This is a genomic window from Bacillus sp. ILBB4 (assembly GCF_035064545.1).
Lineage (GTDB): Bacteria > Bacillota > Bacilli > Bacillales > Bacillaceae_H > Priestia.
This window is the reverse complement of record NZ_JAIQVD010000004.1, coordinates 146,064-162,140: the sequence shown is the minus strand read 5'-3', so window position 1 is coordinate 162,140 and position 16,077 is coordinate 146,064. Positions and strand designations below refer to the sequence as shown.

General features: G+C 35.5%; 18 protein-coding genes and 1 riboswitch. Of the genes, 14 read left to right on the top strand and 4 right to left on the bottom strand.

Going from position 1 to position 16,077, the window contains the following annotated elements; genetic code table 11:
- Positions 1 to 62 precede the first annotated feature (62 nt).
- Positions 63 to 482 (bottom strand): phosphate-starvation-inducible protein PsiE, encoded by a 420-nt coding sequence (gene psiE, locus LAV82_RS17890; protein WP_499716838.1) that lies wholly within the window; start codon positions 480 to 482, stop codon positions 63 to 65.
- A gap of 607 nt (positions 483 to 1,089) precedes the next feature.
- Positions 1,090 to 1,174: riboswitch (cyclic di-GMP riboswitch) on the top strand.
- A gap of 235 nt (positions 1,175 to 1,409) precedes the next feature.
- Here psiE and LAV82_RS17885 point away from each other — a divergent pair.
- The 3 genes from LAV82_RS17885 (at position 1,410) to LAV82_RS17875 (ending at position 2,214) form a co-directional block, all read left to right on the top strand.
- Positions 1,410 to 1,877, top strand: coding sequence for an AbrB/MazE/SpoVT family DNA-binding domain-containing protein (locus tag LAV82_RS17885; RefSeq protein WP_195780061.1), 468 nt, complete (start codon positions 1,410 to 1,412; stop codon positions 1,875 to 1,877).
- Positions 1,852 to 1,965 carry a DUF8096 family protein gene (locus tag LAV82_RS17880; protein ID WP_474327641.1) on the top strand — a complete coding sequence of 38 codons (114 nt, stop codon included), beginning with the start codon at positions 1,852 to 1,854 and terminating at the stop codon, positions 1,963 to 1,965. The genes LAV82_RS17885 and LAV82_RS17880 overlap by 26 nt, the downstream gene beginning before the upstream one ends.
- 69 nt (positions 1,966 to 2,034) lie before the next feature.
- A complete protein-coding gene (locus tag LAV82_RS17875) occupies positions 2,035 to 2,214 on the top strand; it encodes a hypothetical protein (protein ID WP_499716617.1) in 180 nt (59 codons plus the stop codon).
- Positions 2,215 to 2,386: 172 nt separating this feature from the next.
- Here the strand turns inward: LAV82_RS17875 and LAV82_RS17870 are convergent, their stop codons facing one another.
- Complete coding sequence (locus tag LAV82_RS17870) at positions 2,387 to 2,932, bottom strand: YhcN/YlaJ family sporulation lipoprotein (protein ID WP_499716616.1); 546 nt, start codon at positions 2,930 to 2,932, stop codon at positions 2,387 to 2,389.
- Positions 2,933 to 3,124: 192 nt separating this feature from the next.
- On the opposite strand from LAV82_RS17870, the gene LAV82_RS17865 reads away from it, so the two are divergent.
- From LAV82_RS17865 to LAV82_RS17850, 4 genes are all read left to right on the top strand, one after another.
- Positions 3,125 to 3,334 (top strand): hypothetical protein, encoded by a 210-nt coding sequence (locus LAV82_RS17865; RefSeq protein ID WP_499716615.1) that lies wholly within the window; start codon positions 3,125 to 3,127, stop codon positions 3,332 to 3,334.
- 116 nt (positions 3,335 to 3,450) lie between these two features.
- Entirely contained in the window at positions 3,451 to 3,717 is a 267-nt protein-coding gene (locus LAV82_RS17860) for a GlsB/YeaQ/YmgE family stress response membrane protein (RefSeq protein ID WP_280159749.1), read from the top strand.
- Positions 3,718 to 4,262: 545 nt separating this feature from the next.
- The gene (locus tag LAV82_RS17855; RefSeq protein ID WP_499716614.1) at positions 4,263 to 5,564 is read left to right on the top strand and encodes a GH25 family lysozyme; all 1,302 of its coding nucleotides are present in this window, start codon (positions 4,263 to 4,265) and stop codon (positions 5,562 to 5,564) included.
- A 179-nt stretch (positions 5,565 to 5,743) separates the two neighbouring features.
- On the top strand, positions 5,744 to 5,974 hold the full coding sequence (locus LAV82_RS17850; protein WP_223268904.1) for a hypothetical protein: 231 nt from the start codon (positions 5,744 to 5,746) through the stop codon (positions 5,972 to 5,974).
- A gap of 153 nt (positions 5,975 to 6,127) precedes the next feature.
- Here the strand turns inward: LAV82_RS17850 and LAV82_RS17845 are convergent, their stop codons facing one another.
- Positions 6,128 to 7,027 (bottom strand): DMT family transporter, encoded by a 900-nt coding sequence (locus LAV82_RS17845; protein ID WP_499716613.1) that lies wholly within the window; start codon positions 7,025 to 7,027, stop codon positions 6,128 to 6,130.
- 135 nt (positions 7,028 to 7,162) lie between these two features.
- On the opposite strand from LAV82_RS17845, the gene pdxR reads away from it, so the two are divergent.
- The 5 genes from pdxR to LAV82_RS17820 all read left to right on the top strand — a co-directional run bounded on the left by pdxR (position 7,163) and on the right by LAV82_RS17820 (position 13,319).
- Entirely contained in the window at positions 7,163 to 8,596 is a 1,434-nt protein-coding gene (gene pdxR, locus LAV82_RS17840; protein ID WP_211079650.1) for a MocR-like pyridoxine biosynthesis transcription factor PdxR, read from the top strand.
- Between the two features lie 513 nt (positions 8,597 to 9,109).
- Positions 9,110 to 9,742, top strand: a complete 633-nt coding sequence (locus LAV82_RS17835) for a hypothetical protein (protein ID WP_499716612.1) — start codon at positions 9,110 to 9,112, stop codon at positions 9,740 to 9,742.
- Positions 9,743 to 9,880: 138 nt separating this feature from the next.
- Complete coding sequence (locus LAV82_RS17830) at positions 9,881 to 10,726, top strand: DUF2971 domain-containing protein (protein ID WP_013057130.1); 846 nt, start codon at positions 9,881 to 9,883, stop codon at positions 10,724 to 10,726.
- A gap of 65 nt (positions 10,727 to 10,791) precedes the next feature.
- Positions 10,792 to 10,989: a ChaB family protein gene (locus LAV82_RS17825; protein WP_499716611.1), complete on the top strand. Its 198-nt coding sequence runs from the start codon at positions 10,792 to 10,794 to the stop codon at positions 10,987 to 10,989.
- Positions 10,990 to 11,384: 395 nt separating this feature from the next.
- Complete coding sequence (locus LAV82_RS17820; RefSeq protein ID WP_499716610.1) at positions 11,385 to 13,319, top strand: alkyl/aryl-sulfatase; 1,935 nt, start codon at positions 11,385 to 11,387, stop codon at positions 13,317 to 13,319.
- A 9-nt stretch (positions 13,320 to 13,328) separates the two neighbouring features.
- Here LAV82_RS17820 and LAV82_RS17815 read toward each other — a convergent pair whose 3' ends face one another.
- Positions 13,329 to 13,484 (bottom strand): hypothetical protein, encoded by a 156-nt coding sequence (locus LAV82_RS17815; protein WP_211079654.1) that lies wholly within the window; start codon positions 13,482 to 13,484, stop codon positions 13,329 to 13,331.
- 198 nt (positions 13,485 to 13,682) lie between these two features.
- Between LAV82_RS17815 and LAV82_RS17810 the strand changes: the two genes are divergently transcribed.
- A complete protein-coding gene (locus LAV82_RS17810; RefSeq protein ID WP_499716609.1) occupies positions 13,683 to 14,975 on the top strand; it encodes a Glu/Leu/Phe/Val family dehydrogenase in 1,293 nt (430 codons plus the stop codon).
- Positions 14,976 to 15,216: 241 nt separating this feature from the next.
- Positions 15,217 to 15,777, top strand: a complete 561-nt coding sequence (locus tag LAV82_RS17805; RefSeq protein ID WP_499716608.1) for a nitroreductase family protein — start codon at positions 15,217 to 15,219, stop codon at positions 15,775 to 15,777.
- Positions 15,778 to 16,077: the final 300 nt, after the last annotated feature.

The window sequence follows — 16,077 nt, the reverse complement described above, 5'->3', positions numbered from 1 at the left end:
ATTCCTAATAGCTTGAGTTAAGAGGGGTGCTAATTTATTAGTATTATTTTAACAAGGCGTAATTATAGTTTCTCCTTTTGTTTCGACGAAAACTTTATAATAGCGTAACTGATAGTTAACACAAGAATAGCGAAAGTATGCAAAAGTGTAGTAACCGGGTTATCGTGCTCCACAATAACCAGACGGATCAATGCTGTAATGCCAATATAAAGAAAATAGCGTAGAGGGAAGTGATAATTCTCCTGAAAATATTTTACGATCATTGCAATGAATTCAAAGTACAAAAAGAAAACTAAGATACTTTCAAGAACTTTGTAGTGAGTCTCAACCCCTCGGTTGAAAATAGAAAAATGAATAAAATGAAAGATTTCTTTAGCAAGCAAAACGGATAAAGTAACAGCTAGTAAAATCAATGCTGTATTTAAGATAAACCGAAGAATGCCTAAAATCTTAAAGTTTGGTCTTTTATCTCGTTGTATCATCACTACTCACCCTCCAATAGCTCTTTACTTTATTATATATCCTGTTTTAGATGTAACGTTAGCAATGAGCTTTCTTTATTGTTTATTGGAATGTTTATTTTAATTCATATATTGCAATAAATGAAGATGTATATGATATACAAATCTCCATTTTTACGTGAATGTACGAATTGTGGAATGAAGAAGAACATCTGAAGCAGAATTGTGGACAGCTGTATTTTACAGGAGTACACTTTATAACGATAGTTATTTCACTATCCTTACTTTACTGTTTGACAATGTAATGTTGTCGAGACCCTTTGTTATCTCCCCTGATAGCAAACAATCCCCTTAGCAAATCCTTTTCTGTTTGGTGACAGATAAGGTAAGGCCCCTGCTCATTAGAGTAGGGGTCTTTTTTATAATTATAAAAATAAGTAATTTGGGATGTATCTTTTTACCCTTGATTGGAACGTAATTGTTATTTAATTATGTCTTAGTCATTAGATGGATTTATATGTAAAATAACTCGTAAGACCTAGTGAACTTTTCTTATTTATCAACTATACTGATTTATGTAAAAAATTCATATATTTCTAATTATATAATTAAATGTAAAATAATAACAATAAAATACAGGCAAACTAATCGAAAGACTCAGATGTAAAACCAAAGGTCTAAGGTCAAATGACTATGACAGCTTGTTTACCTGGTAAAAGGAGAATTTAAAGTGGTAGAGTTTTTTAAAAAAATCTTCAAGTGTAAGGTTAAGAATCAGCATAAAATAGAAATTTCTTCTGGGAGATGTATTAGATGTGGAAAAGAAATTGGTTGGTGATAAGTTCCTGCATGAATGTACGAAGTGTGGTATGAAGAATAGTATTTGTTATCTAAACCCTTTTTATTATATGATGTTGAATGTTTACTTTAATGAAGGAAGGGTCGTATATGAATCTTAAAGTAAGAGTTCAGAAGTCAGGAAAGATTCAATTATCGGATGAATTTATTACTTTATTAAACCCTAGTAAGAATAACCCAAGTATAGAGTTCTTTATACATAATGCAGATATTGTGGTAAGAAAGTTTGATTCTTTAGGAACTGTTAACGGATTGGAACCGATTAGACGACATATACATCAAAATGGATATGTTGTTATTCCAAAACAAATAAGAGGGAAATTATCATTAAAAGAAAATGACTATTTAGAAATACATAAGCGAAGAGATACTATTGTAATGAAAAAAATTGTTATTAAAACCAATGTTGTTAAGAGATGTTTAGTGACTGGTGAAGAATCAGAAGATAATCTTGAGTTTTTGAATGGGAAATTAATATTAAGCAAACAAGGCCTTGGAAAATTAATTTCAGAGATAGAATCAAAATTTTTATATGAAAACAAAAAGAAGAGTTGTTAGTATAGTTAGCCCTTGTATTAAAAGCAGCGTGGACGGCGGTAGGTTTCTGCGTGAATGTACCAATTGTGGTATGAAAAAGAATATTTAATAATTTCCTCTTACTCCCTGTTATTTATTTAGATAACCTCTACACAATATAATTAAGGGGTGAATCTTTATGACAGATAACAATGTTGGTTTTGGAGTTAGTGGAAATGCTGATACTAAACAAAAAACTAATGTTTCTAGTGAAGCTACTATGACAAACAAGGTAAAACATGATAATTACGAAGTGCTTAATCATCAATTAAATTCAGTATCTGATGATGCATTTAGAGCAGACCGTGATGAAGACTAAATAAGCAAATATTGTCTTATGTAAATGTGCAAATTGCGGTATAAAAAAATATATAATAAAAAATCCCTCTTAAGTGGAGATGGCTAAACATAGATGAAACCTCCTTATAATCCAAGGAGGTTTCTCTTTTCTAGAACATAGTAATTGACTTGCTATGCATCATCCTTTTAATTTAACGATTGTTAGGAAATACTCTTCGAACAGTTTCAGTAAAGTCTTCAAATAGACCATCTCTTGACGCGCCTTCATTAATCCGGTTTCCGTATCCTTCCATACGATTCACAAAATCAGGATCGGATGACACATATACATTTCGAATATCCCGATCTGTAGCTTTAACTTGATCTGAAATCTTCTTTTTTAAACGATCGGTTACTTCTCTGTTTGCTCCATTCTTTAAAACAACAGCCACGTAGGCATTTCGGTTTGTAACAATCACATTCGCACTGTCTACTTCGTCTAATTTAGCAATACGATCTGCAGCCTCATCAGCTACTTCTAATCTTGTTTGATTATTGTCATTATCATTATCATCCCCATTAGGATCATATCCAACGTTTAGTGGACCATTGTTGTTACGAGCATTCTCTGCTCTTTGTTCAGAAGGTTCTTCAGTTGGATCGGGTTCAGCTTCATCCTTTTTATCGTTACAACCAAAAAGGAATCCTACAGATAAAATTGTTGATAGGAGACCCAATAAATATTTTCTTTTCTTCATCTTGTCTTCACTCCTTGTAATATTCGTATACCTTTTAAAATCCACATTATTTTCAAAAACAATTACAGGGAATAATTTGAAAATGAAAGGGAGTAGTATCATTTTTCCAGTATATATAAATAAAGTTGTCAAAAGATAAAGGCGTTGGAAGAGCATTTTCTTTCAAACAAATATCAAAGAGGTATTCGTATAATGAACAGCTTCCAGGGGTTAACTTCTTTATTTAATTTTAATGAGATGTTTGGAAAGAGAAATAATAACAGAGGCGTGTTACTGTCACTTTTAGGTATAGGAATTGGGACTCTTGCCATTTGGATAATAAGAGGGAATGGAAATAAGACGGCAGCACCAGCCATGAAAACAATGACGAGTAGAAGCCAAATGAACAATGGTTTAAGATAATCATACTTTCCCTACGATATAAGTTAATGACTAACGATGACTTTAATTATGGTAACAGTGCATTTTATATGCACATGTAGTTAATGGATGTAATTTTAAAAAGGAGGTTATTATTTATGTCATTCATATGGATGCTAATTGTTGGGGGCATTATTGGTTGGTTAGCGGGTTTAATTACAGGGCGCAATGTTCCAGGAGGTATTATTGGAAATATTATTGCGGGTTTTATTGGCGCATGGTTAGGCGGACTTATCTTTGGAGAATGGGGACCAGATATTGGTGGATTTGCCATTATACCTGCTATTATCGGTTCCATTATTTTAGTGTTAATTGTAAGTTTTATTATGAGAAGAGTACGTCCTGGCAATCGTAGCCATGCATAATGAATAAGAAAAAACAATAAAAGAGAAGCTTCTTATATTTATAAGGGGCTTCTCTTTTTATGAGAAAGGAAATATTTAAAATATACGAAAGTATTAGTTGATTGACAAAAACGATTATAGCTTATGTATTTATTTAATTGCTGCACATGCTAACAAAATCTATAATACAGGTGCTAGTTGTATAAAAGAAAGTGGCCAATAAAAATTGATCACTGACCACATAAATGACCACAAATTATTTATTAATCATTATCATTGCATACCAGTATAAAATAACTAGTCTTTTTAAGGTCATTAAACATCAAACACTTATGGTTTAATACACATTATAAGCATGTGAAATATAAGATTTATCTTATTAGTATAAACGAATATAGCTCTCCTCACTTTATAAAATTGCGCAAATTCATTTCTTATAATAAGGTAAGGCTATCAAAAGCCCTTGTTATTGTACGGTTTTTTATAAAGCCTAATATCTATTTAATAGGCCTGTATCAGTTTCCATTTCCTTTTTTATTCATAGTTTGTATGAAGGAGTGATAGCAATGCAAAACCGTAATAATCAAAATATTAAGGTCATTGATGTTTCTCATCACAATGGAACAATTGATTGGGCAAAAGTGGCTTCGGATGGTGTAAAAGGCGCGTATATTAAATTAACAGAAGGCACAACCTTCTTAGATAAAAAATCATACGATAATTATATAGGAGCGAAAAATGCAGGTTTACGTGTAGGCTTTTATCACTTTGCTCATGCTGATAATGATCCTATTGCAGAAGTTAATTTCTTTTTAAATAAGTTGGGCAGCATGAAGGTTGATTTGCCTCATTGCTTAGATTTGGAAGAAAACAAAGGGAAAACAAAAGCGCAGGTCACAGCCTTTGCAGTTAGATGGATGGAGTATATTGAAAAGAAAACAAGCATCACACCTATTCTTTACACGGGATATAGTTTTATTAAATCCAACTTTACAAGCGCTGTAGCAAAATATCCGCTATGGGTAGCCCGGTACAGTGGAAGTAACCGTTCTGAGGGGTTTGCTAATCCGGGGAATACAGCGATTTGGAATAGATGGACTATGTTCCAATATACAGATCAAGGAAAGGTAAAAGGAATTAACGGAAATGTTGATATTAACGAAATGGATCTCGATTTCTTTAATAGTATTAATACAGGTGTTACGGTGGTGGAAAATAATAAGCCATCAGCACAATTACAGCAAGGTGATAGCGGACTAGCTGTAAAAGAACTGCAGCAAAATTTAACTAAATTAGGATTTGACCTTTCTCAACACGGAACCGATGGTCAATATGGAAATGAAACTACTGCAGCTGTTAAAGCTTTTCAAGAAAAGTATGGATTAACGTCAACTGGAAAAGCTGATGAAAAAACATTGGCTAAAATGATGGAATTGCTTAAAGGTATAAGTAATCCTATAGAAGAATCATTACCGAAGGTTACTTCACTGGGAGATAAATATTCTTTCCAAGTAAAGGCGAAGAAGGATATTGAGGTCTATAAGTATGCGAATGTAACAGAGAATTTCAGAACTATAAAAAAAGATACGATATTTAGCGTATATGGCTATACGTATGCAGCATGGGCTGTGCCAGGTGGATTTGTGCAAATAAAAGATGTAGAACCTATCTCAGTTACAATTAAAACAGGTGGATTAAGTAAAGACATGGAAGCGGAATTCCGTGCTTTCTTAAAAAATGAAGGAATTGACAGTGAATTACATGTAAATGCAATAGGTAATCCATCAGCTGAAATCACAGCAGCTGGACTAGATTTTGTAAAAGTTAAGCAGTTTTTAGATAAAAAAGGCTGGTATTATAAACAATAAAACCCCGCTCTTCGGAGTGGGATTTTGTCTTGGGATTTAATAAAAAAGATAGCAGACATCAATTAAGTAATTAAAATATGTTCTAAATAATAAAAGAAGTGGTAACTAAAAAGATTCTATGTATAGTTCACCTGTAGCAGTCATATTTTTAGTCAACAGCTCATGGAGGGTGAATGAATATGAAAAATACGCAGATTCGAATTGAAACACTGTCCTACCACTACGAAAGCATTATGGTGAATGACGAAGTAGAGCGTGCGATAAAAAGTATTGAAGTGACGTATCGAGTATATAAACATAACCATGTTTTAAACGGACATGTAGTACTTTCAGGAGAAGAGATTTACGATCTTCAGCAGCTGACTCACGCAGTGGCTGGGAAAATAAAAGCAGAATTAGAAACTACATAAAAAAGCAGCGCCTTTCTTTAAATCTTAATTAAAGAAAGGTGCTTTTTTATTAATTATTAATTAAACTGCAAAAAGAAGAAATTAAAGTATGTTCTAAATAAAATATATAAATAAAACACATAGCATCTAAGAGAATTCCTTAAAACATACACATTACCTTTGCATTGTGAACTTTGTCTCTTTTACCACTACTTTTCTTTTACTATGTGTAAGCAACACGCCGCATAACGTAATGATGCTTCCAACAATGGAAGCTGCACTCGGGATATCTTTTAAAAGCAGCCACGCTAAGAAAAAGGACAGCGCAGGAGTTAAGTAAAGAGAAATGGCAGCCTCAGCAGAACCTATACGCGATGTCAGATAAGCGAGTACCATATAGGGAATAACGGTTGGAAATAATCCTAAATATATCACGCTTATTGCTGATCTGACAGAGATATGTGCAAGTTCCGTTTCTAACCCAGGTAAAAAAACAAGCATAGAAATTGTAGCTCCCCAAATACTGTACGTCACAAAAGAAAGGAAACCATACTTTTTCAATAAATTTTTTTGACATACTATATAGATGCTTTCTGCAAGGGCAGCTAGCAGAATCAGTAAGATTCCATTAACTGAGTGTACAAAATTCTCTTTGCTGAAGGTTAAAAGTGCAACACCTGCAAAGCTTACTGCAGATCCAACCCATTTTCTTTTTCCGAAATCCTCCTGAAAAAGAAAAATAGCTAAAAGCGAAGAAAAAATAGGAGTAGTCGAGACCAGTAAACTCGCAATACCCGCACTCACCGTTTTTTCCCCAATGTTTAATGCCGTGTGATATACGGTAAAACCTAAAAAACCGAGTGCTAAAAGAAATGGAATATCTTTTATATCAGGCAAGCGCATGTGTGTGGCTATTGCAATAACTAACAGCACTACAGAAGCAATACTTAACCGAACAAAAGCGAGGTGCTGAGGAGAAAACGATTCCAGCCCTATTTGAATAACTGGAAATGCTGAAGCCCATAAGCTAATCATCAGTATATGTAAGAACACCAAACTAAACGTTAATTTCATGCTATTCATCTCCATTTTTTATTTTGAATCCAACCAGTATCTATTGTGGTTCCCATGTTAATAAACATTTGATAAAATGTCTTCAACCAGTTTAAAAGCAATTAACCCAACCACTTTAAAAACAGGAGTAAGTGTATGAATCAAGAGAACAGTTCGAGTTATCCAAAATACAAGCAAATCATTGATTTTATGAAAGAGAAAATTGCGCGTGGAGAATGGCCGATTGGAAGTAAAATTCCTAGTCAGCGAAAGCTTGCTGCTATGTTCGATGTTAACCGAAGTACGGTCATCACGGCATTAGAGGAGTTAACAGCGGACGGTTTAATTGAAGGTAAGATGGGAAAGGGAACAATCGTTATAAATAATACATGGACGCTTTTGGCTACGACTCCGCCTGATTGGAATGTTCATGTGAAATCAGGTATGCATCGTCCGAGTCAAGCAATGGTACAAGATATTAATGAATCCGAATTTAACTCAAATCTTATTCAATTAAGCAAAGGAGAGCTTTCACCTGACATATTCCCTAAAGATAAAATGAAATATGCTATGGAAAAGGTAGCAAAAAACATGGAGGTTCTGGGATACGAAGAACCAAAGGGGTATTTTCCTTTACGAAAAGAGTTAAGTGCGTATATGAAAACAATGGGGATTGAATCTTCTCCAGATTCTATTTTAATTGTTTCCGGCGCTCTTCAAGCTCTTCAGCTTATTTCAATTGGACTGCTGCAAAAGAACTCTTCGGTTTTGCTAGAAAAACCTTCTTATCTATACTCCTTACATGTATTTCAATCAGCCGGAATGAAACTCAAAGGTCTTGCTATGGATGAGGAAGGAATAAAAGTAACAGCTATAAAATGCGCCGATCCTCAAGAAGGGCAAGCTATTTTATATACAAATCCATGTTTCCATAACCCAACGGGAACATTAATGTCCTCAAAAAGGCGTTACGTTTTGCTGAAAGAATGTGAGGAACATCAGCTTCCTATTATTGAAGATGATTTATACCGCGAATTATGGCTAAATAAACAGCCTCCGTTGCCATTAAAGGCTTTAGATAAAAATGGACACGTGTTATATGTTAGCAGTCTTTCTAAAACATTAAGCCCAGGATTACGTATCGGATGGATAGTCGGCCCAGAACCAGTCATTGAGCGTTTGGCGGATATTAAAATGCAAACAGATTATGGATCCAGCTCATTGTCTCAAAGAGTAGCAGCAGAATGGTTTAAAAATGGCTTATATCAACAGCATATGGAAACGGTACGAACCGAATTGCGAACAAGAAGAAAAGTTATGCTGAATGCTTTAGAAACATATGCAGGAGATGTAGCGACATGGACGAATCCTGAAGGAGGCTTTTTTATATGGGTGCATATTCAACCTTCTATTTCAATGAAATCTTTATACTCTCGTGCTTTAAAAAGAGGAATATTGCTTAATTCCGGAAGTATCTATGCACAAGAAACCGGCAGTTATCTTCGCCTTTCTTACGCCTATGCTTCTTTACCAGATATCGATAGAAGCATTAAAATTATTGCTGAACTTATTGGGGAATTGCAAGTATAGTAAAAAAAGGAGTAGTGGATTACCCACTATTCCTTTTTATTTGTATCAAACTCTTCTTCCTATAAAAAACTCCAAGTAACAACTGACTATATATTACCGTCTATAAATACATGTTATCTTTTATGACAAAAATAAGTTAAGAAGACTTTTAATTTGCTTTCTGTATGTTTTACATATAAATCGTGAATGGTTTTAACTACATAATCATTATCAAACATTTTCAACACCTCAATTATTGTTAAGTTTCCTGTTTGTTATAGTTTATGAAATAATCAGCAGCATATCATCCGCCATCAGCTGTAACTTTGCGGTTCATCTTTTACAACTAAAGGCTGAAATTTACGCTCATGATTGAACGCACGAATAACAGGATATGCAAAAAAATGAAAAGTGTGCACGTTTTGTTTTAAAAAAGCTATATCTTTAAAAAAAGAAAATTGTCACACACATTTATGAATATGTATCTACTAAGTAAGAAGACTTTTTTAGTTGGTGGGATTGAAGGTGAAAAAGATGGATGAATTATTTAAAGATCTTGATGTGTACAGGACGCAAGAAGAAATGAAGCAGTATTTTGAACATACGCAGCAAATGATTCATCAAAACAGAGAATATATAAAATTAGCTCGACTTAAAAAAGGGCGTTTCAAAAAGTTTTTTGAAGAGTTTTATCCGCTTTATTGCTTCAGCCAATCTTCCTATTGTCCGAGGAATTCAAAATTGAAGCTTATTATTGGAAGTCAAGGATACGACGGATTAATTCTTCAGCCGGATGGTACTGAAAAACGAATTGAAATTACTTCTTACAAAGATGGGAAACTGGAATTTGAAGATGCACAGAGGATGAATTCAGGAAATTTTGCTCTACCCCGTATCCAGACGGAAGGTTCTGTAGAAGAGTATATAGAAAAAGTGCTAGAAAACATCCAAAAAAAGAGCAAAAAAGATTACAGTGGAGCATCGATTCTATTTGTTGTACACACGTTTCATTATTTTGAAGCCTACGGAAAAAGTTCAGCTGCCTTTATTCGTACCTTAAAAAAAGAAATGAAGAATACTGATTTTCGAGCGGATGAAATTTATTTATTGGAATTAAATCAGCCAGAAAGTGAAAGTGTTAAGCAAAACATTCATTTCATTAAATAAGAAGACACGCTGTAGATGTTGAGGCGTGTCTTCTTTTCTGATAACAGAACTGTCTTAATACAGGTGGATAATTTTGAAAATTACAACAATTAAGTGCTATAATTCAAGTATGAATATGCATTCAGAGGAGGAAAATCAATGGATTTAGCTTATAGAGATAAAGCTTACGAATATGCCAAAAGATTCGAATCTAGCTATGACGATTATGATGAACGGTATAAGTTGCACAATAATCCGACGGTGTGGCGATTTATGCCGCTGTCTGATTTTCAAGATTTACTGGAAACCAATGCGCTTTTTTTCGCAAAACCTGATGCATTTTCGGACCCCCTTGAAGGATGCTCTTCAATGTGGAACATAGAAGAGTTAAGAAAAAAAGGCGAACGTCATAACCGTACCTCTAGAACCTATATAAGAAAAATCCATGAATTTTCTGCTGTTTCATCCTGGCATATCAATGATTACGAAGCCGCTGGAATGTGGGATCTATATTTAAAGGGGAATGATGGCGTAGCTATTAAAACCACCTATGAAAATTTATTGTGCAGTATTAAAGATTTACGCTATAAAATCTTCTCTGGCAAAGTGCAGTACATAGACTTCCAAAAAGAAATGGTCAGTCACTCTGTATATGACACGTTATTTTACAAGCGTAAATCCTATCAGCATGAAAATGAATTGAGGCTTGTTATTGTAGCAAGCCGTATACACGCTTGGAAACTGCAAAAGCTATTCGAAATTCAAGGTATTTCCGCAAATCAATGGCAAAAACGAATGGATATCCTTGAAAAAAGATCGTATGAGTTTTCTCATGAGCATGGTAACCTCCTTACATGTAATTTACATCAGCTTATCAATGAAATTTACGTGTCCCCAAGAAGCGCTCAAAGCTGTGTAGATGAAGTAAAAGCCCTTGCTAAAAAACACGGACTCGCTTATAAAAAGGTCACTCAGTCCGACTTGTATAGGGACTATATTTATTAAATGTTTATGTTATTTAAAAACAGGTAAATCAGTAGTAAAAGATGTTTTCAAGGAGGAATACTATCATGCCTTACAATTCATTAAAAGAACTGCCGGATGGAGTAAGAGATAATCTTCCTCATCACGCTCAGGAAATTTATAAAGAAGCATTCAATTCAGCAAGTGACGAATACCAAGAAGAAGCTACCGCTCACAAAGTTGCTTGGAAAGCGGTGAAAACGAAGTACAAAAAAGATGATAATGACAACTGGGTGAAAAAATAGTGACAAAAGAGCCTAACCATAATGGAATTATTATTTTTTGGAAAAATATCCCAATTAGGTTTCAATTATTTTTTCGAGGGTATACATTCTATGTAAGGCCAATACAAGAAAGGAGAGACTGTACACATGCATTGTTTTACAGCGACTTCAAGAAACGTATTGAGCACCTTAGAAGGAAGATTTGTTTTGATTACAAAAGGCACACTGGTAAACAATCGTTATACTAAGTGCTAGGCTGTCTAATTCAGACAGAATACTCGACTATTCAAACATAACATTCAGTATAAAAAGAAGATGCGTGCTAAGCGCATCTTCTTTTTTATTGACTCTATTTTTCCCTCCCTTTTTGTACTTCGTCTTATTTTTACGCATAAAGTAATAAAAAGGAGGGGGTTATGCTGTTTGATTATGAACAGGAGTTAACGATTCACAGAAAAGATGCTACTCAAAAGACTGCAGCGACTAATGCTGAGACTTATAAAAACATAGACTGGGAACAAGTGAAAGTAGAACAAAATCTTGCGGATTACCAAGCTCTTGTACGCGTACCTTTTCCTCTGATTTTCAAAAAAAATCAGCTGTATCCTGTATGGGATTTAAGAAAGTACGCTTTTTTATTTGAACAATCTACACCTGCTACTGTCCACCCTAAACTGTGGGAACAAGGAAAATTAAATGTACAAGCCGGCTTATATCAAGTAACTGAAAATATCTTTCAAGTAAGAGACTTTGATATAGCTAATATTACATTTGTTAAAGGGAAAACGGGATGGATTGTTATTGATTGCTTGACGTCAAAAGAAACAGCAGAAGAAGCGCTTAAACTAGTAAACCAGCACTGCGGTAAACACTCTATCAAAGCCGTTATCTTCTCTCATTCGCATATAGACCATTACGGCGGAGTTCTAGGGATATTACCTGACTCAACACAAAATAAAAATAGTAAAGTTTATGCTCCTGCTGGGTTTATGGACGCAGTTATCGATGAAAACGTCACGGCGGCAACAGCAATGACACGAAGAAGTCAATACATGTACGGTATTCGACTGCGACGCGATGAAAAAGGCTTAATTGACAACGGTATCGGAAAAGAAATTTCGTTTGGAACAATTACGCTTATTAAAGGAATAGAAGAAATTCGCCCTTCCCAACATCATTCTTATGTAAGTAAAGAAATTGACGGCGTTTCATTTCAGTTTCAGCTTACGCCCGGAACGGAAGCGCCTGCTGAAATGAACATCTATATTCCTAGTGAAAAGTCTCTGTGTATTGCAGAAAACTGTACGGCCACTCAGCACACCCTCTATACGCTCAGAGGAGCAAAAGTAAGAGACGCAGCAGCATGGGCAAGATACTTGCAGCAAGCAATCGATTTATTTGGCCAAGAACTAACAACTGTATTTGGGGTACATAATTGGCCAAGGTTCGGAAACGAGTCGTGTATTACCTATATCGAAAATCAACGAGATGTTTATCAATATATTCATGATCAAACATTAAGGCTCATGAATCAAGGATATACCATTGATCACGTCGGCCGAATGATGAAGCTGCCAGAAAGCCTATCTCACGAGTGGTATACCAACGGTTTTTATGGAACGGTTAACCACAACGCAAAAGCGGTTTATCAGCGCTATATGGGCTGGTATAACAGCAATCCTGTAGATTTAAATAAACTGTTTCCTGAAGAGTCAGCTAAGAAGTATGTAGAGTATATGGGTGGAGCGGACAACATTGTCAAAAAAGCGCAGCGCTGTTTTCAACAAGGCGACTATCAATGGGTAGCTGAAGTGACCAAACAAGTTATTTATGCTGCTCCTCACCATGTAAAGGCAAAACTTTTATGTGCAGACGCGCTTGAACAATTAGGGTATATAGCGGAATCTGGCCCTTGGCGAAATGAATATTTAACAGGAGCCAAAGAACTTCGTTTAGGTAATATACCGCTGCCTGCCAACATTATCACAAAAGAAGTATGGGATACACTTCCTTTAAAAAATATTTTAGAACTATTTAGCATTCGCGTAGATGGATTAAAGGCAGGTGCATGTAACTATCGTATATTGTTTGTAATACCAGATCTTAATGAAGTAGCTCTCACAGAACTTAAGCATGGAATCTTTAGGTATCTCGGAGATACGCGAAAGAAAGCTGAGGTGACGGTAACGATGTGGCAAGATACCTTATATCGACTCACAACTACAAATGATCACTCTTATAGCTCGGTCATATTTGTTCAAGGAGATAAATCAAAATGGGATTTCTTTTTGTCTTGTCAGGATTCTGTCGATCCAAACTTTAATATTGTGACACCTGTTTCCGAAAAATAGAGTATCTGATTACAGCTCAGAAAGCACATCGTTGACTTTTTGTTCAAAGCAGCTGTCGCATGTGAATATTTCTTTTTCTTGAAAAGATGTTAGCCTTTCTCCGCAGATGGAACAGCATTCTATACAGTGATTGTTTTGCTCTTGTTCTTTTCTTTCATGTAACATAGCACTTTCCTCCTTTGCAGTATAAATAGTTTGTCTTATTTCTTTAAGTATATACTAATATCAGCCTATGCAGGGAATATAAGGCTTGCTAATACAGATTATTTATAATATAAAAGCGTTGTTAAGCAGCAGAAATTGGCACAGGAATTGCATGTTAAATCGTTGAGAAAATTCAATGATTAATATGGGGTGAACAGAATGTCCATTACAAAAACAGCTAGTGAATTAAAAAAAGAACAGCAGCAAGAACAGGAATCACTTAATTTATTTTTATCTACTCAAACGGTTATTCAAGAAGCGCTTCAAAAGCTAGGCTATGGTGAAGAAGTATACCATTTATTGAAAGAACCGCTGCGCATGATGACGGTTCGCATTCCGGTTAAAATGGATAACGGATCGGTAAAAGTATTCACCGGCTACCGCTCTCAGCATAATGATGCTGTCGGGCCTACTAAAGGAGGAGTACGTTTTCATCCTGAAGTAAATGAAGAGGAAGTGAAGGCATTATCCATTTGGATGAGCTTAAAATGCGGAATTGTCGACCTTCCGTACGGCGGTGGTAAAGGCGGAATTGTATGTGACCCAAGAAACATGTCTTTTGGTGAACTAGAACGACTCAGCCGCGGCTATGTAAGAGCCATCAGTCAAATAGTTGGGCCTACTAAAGATATTCCTGCACCGGATGTCTATACAAACTCTCAAATTATGGCGTGGATGATGGATGAATATAGCCGACTGCGTGAGTTCGATTCTCCTGGTTTTATTACCGGAAAACCTATCGTACTCGGAGGATCTCAAGGACGCGAAACTGCAACGGCTAAAGGAGTAACCATTTGTATAGAAGAAGCTGTTAAGAAGAAAAACCTTAACTTGCAAGAAGCGCGAATTATTATTCAAGGCTTCGGAAATGCCGGCAGTTTTCTCGCTAAGTTCATGCATGATGCAGGAGCAAAAGTAATTGGCGTTTCAGATGCATACGGAGCTCTTTATGATCCGCTTGGTCTTGATATTGATTACCTGCTTGATCGACGCGACAGTTTTGGTACCGTAACGAATTTATTTACCAATGTGATGACAAACGAAGAACTATTAGAAAAAGAATGTGATATTTTAGTGCCCGCAGCCATTTCGAATCAAATTACGGTTCGAAACGCTCATCGCATCAAAGCTTCTATTGTAGTAGAAGCAGCGAATGGACCGACTACGCTTGAAGCTACGCGCATTTTAGATGAAAAAGGCGTACTTTTAGTGCCAGATATTTTAGCGAGTGCTGGAGGCGTAACGGTTTCATACTTCGAATGGGTGCAAAATAATCAAGGCTACTACTGGTCTGAAGAGGAAGTAGCTTACAAATTACGTAAAGTAATGGTGGATTCATTTGAAACGGTCTATCAAATCTCTCAAGAAAATGACGTAGATATGAGACTTGCTGCTTACATGGCAGGAATCAAGAAATCAGCTGAAGCTTCTCGTTTCCGCGGCTGGGTATAAGATAAAAAAACGATTTGGACTCTATGTTCCAAATCGTTTTTTATTTACCGGAACTGCCAAGTAATTAAAAGAAAAACTGCTAAAAAAACAAACACGCTTAAAAAATTGGCATATTTATCGCGACCCGAATAAGGGCAAAACAATTGACGATGAGAATGATTTTCAATTATTCTATATATAAGATATATAATATATACATACCTATACTAATAAATTGAAGGTAGAAAAGGAGACAGAAAGCATGAGCGTATTAGATATTATTAAAGCCAGAAGGACGATTGGGGCCATGCAAGACAAAGACGTATCAGAAGATGCTATTAACCTTATGTTAGAAGCCGGCACTTGGGCTCCTAACCATAAAAAGACAGAGCCTTGGAAGTTCCGCGTGTTTACAGGGGATTCACGCGTTCGTTTAGGAGACGAAATGGAACGTATTATGAAGCAAAAAACTGCTCACTTAAGTGAAGAAGAAGCGTTGAAAAAAACAACAAAAGCAAAAAAAGGACCGCTTCGCGCTCCTGTCATTATTGCTGTAGCAGTAAGTCCTTCTGGAAAAGTGCCTGAAATTGAAGAAATCTCTGCCGTAGCAGCAGGCATACAAAATATGCTATTAGTAGCGGAAGAACAAGGTTTGGCTACAATTTGGAGAACCGGTGAAATTGTCTATCAGACAGAACTGAATGACTTTTTATCTCTAGAAGAAGACGATAAGCTCTTAGGCTTAATTTACGTCGGACATCCTAATAAAGAAGCTTCATCAAAACGTATTCCATATCAAGATAAAACGATTTGGTATCGTTAAAAGGTTCTTTCTGTGTTTCTATAAATAAAAGGCAGCAGCTCAACTTATGAGCTGCTGCCTTTTTTATTGTTTTTGAAAAGCGGCAGAAGGAAACTGAACGCGAACTTCAAATAATTATTTTATAATAAAAGAACAAAAGATTAAGATACCTTAGATATTTTTCTCTTCCTTCTTTATATTGTATAGCTCCTTAATATAGGGAACAGGAACAGGAACAGAATCAAATTCTATCTCAATGTGTCCAGGTGAATAACCTCTGTCTAGAAGTGAAGTTTGATTGATCCTGTATAAAACTGCCCT

Excerpts from the sequence above, each read along its gene's own strand:
- psiE (WP_499716838.1), bottom strand. The coding sequence starts at position 482 with ATGATACAACGAGATAAAAGACCAAACTTTAAGATTTTAGGCATTCTT.
- LAV82_RS17885 (WP_195780061.1), top strand. The coding sequence starts at position 1,410 with ATGAATCTTAAAGTAAGAGTTCAGAAGTCAGGAAAGATTCAATTATCG.
- LAV82_RS17880 (WP_474327641.1), top strand. The coding sequence starts at position 1,852 with ATGAAAACAAAAAGAAGAGTTGTTAGTATAGTTAGCCCTTGTATTAAA.
- LAV82_RS17875 (WP_499716617.1), top strand. The coding sequence starts at position 2,035 with ATGACAGATAACAATGTTGGTTTTGGAGTTAGTGGAAATGCTGATACT.
- LAV82_RS17870 (WP_499716616.1), bottom strand. The coding sequence starts at position 2,932 with ATGAAGAAAAGAAAATATTTATTGGGTCTCCTATCAACAATTTTATCT.
- LAV82_RS17865 (WP_499716615.1), top strand. The coding sequence starts at position 3,125 with ATGAACAGCTTCCAGGGGTTAACTTCTTTATTTAATTTTAATGAGATG.
- LAV82_RS17860 (WP_280159749.1), top strand. The coding sequence starts at position 3,451 with ATGTCATTCATATGGATGCTAATTGTTGGGGGCATTATTGGTTGGTTA.
- LAV82_RS17855 (WP_499716614.1), top strand. The coding sequence starts at position 4,263 with ATGCAAAACCGTAATAATCAAAATATTAAGGTCATTGATGTTTCTCAT.
- LAV82_RS17850 (WP_223268904.1), top strand. The coding sequence starts at position 5,744 with ATGAAAAATACGCAGATTCGAATTGAAACACTGTCCTACCACTACGAA.
- LAV82_RS17845 (WP_499716613.1), bottom strand. The coding sequence starts at position 7,027 with ATGAAATTAACGTTTAGTTTGGTGTTCTTACATATACTGATGATTAGC.
- pdxR (WP_211079650.1), top strand. The coding sequence starts at position 7,163 with ATGAATCAAGAGAACAGTTCGAGTTATCCAAAATACAAGCAAATCATT.
- LAV82_RS17835 (WP_499716612.1), top strand. The coding sequence starts at position 9,110 with ATGGATGAATTATTTAAAGATCTTGATGTGTACAGGACGCAAGAAGAA.
- LAV82_RS17830 (WP_013057130.1), top strand. The coding sequence starts at position 9,881 with ATGGATTTAGCTTATAGAGATAAAGCTTACGAATATGCCAAAAGATTC.
- LAV82_RS17825 (WP_499716611.1), top strand. The coding sequence starts at position 10,792 with ATGCCTTACAATTCATTAAAAGAACTGCCGGATGGAGTAAGAGATAAT.
- LAV82_RS17820 (WP_499716610.1), top strand. The coding sequence starts at position 11,385 with ATGCTGTTTGATTATGAACAGGAGTTAACGATTCACAGAAAAGATGCT.
- LAV82_RS17815 (WP_211079654.1), bottom strand. The coding sequence starts at position 13,484 with ATGTTACATGAAAGAAAAGAACAAGAGCAAAACAATCACTGTATAGAA.
- LAV82_RS17810 (WP_499716609.1), top strand. The coding sequence starts at position 13,683 with ATGTCCATTACAAAAACAGCTAGTGAATTAAAAAAAGAACAGCAGCAA.
- LAV82_RS17805 (WP_499716608.1), top strand. The coding sequence starts at position 15,217 with ATGAGCGTATTAGATATTATTAAAGCCAGAAGGACGATTGGGGCCATG.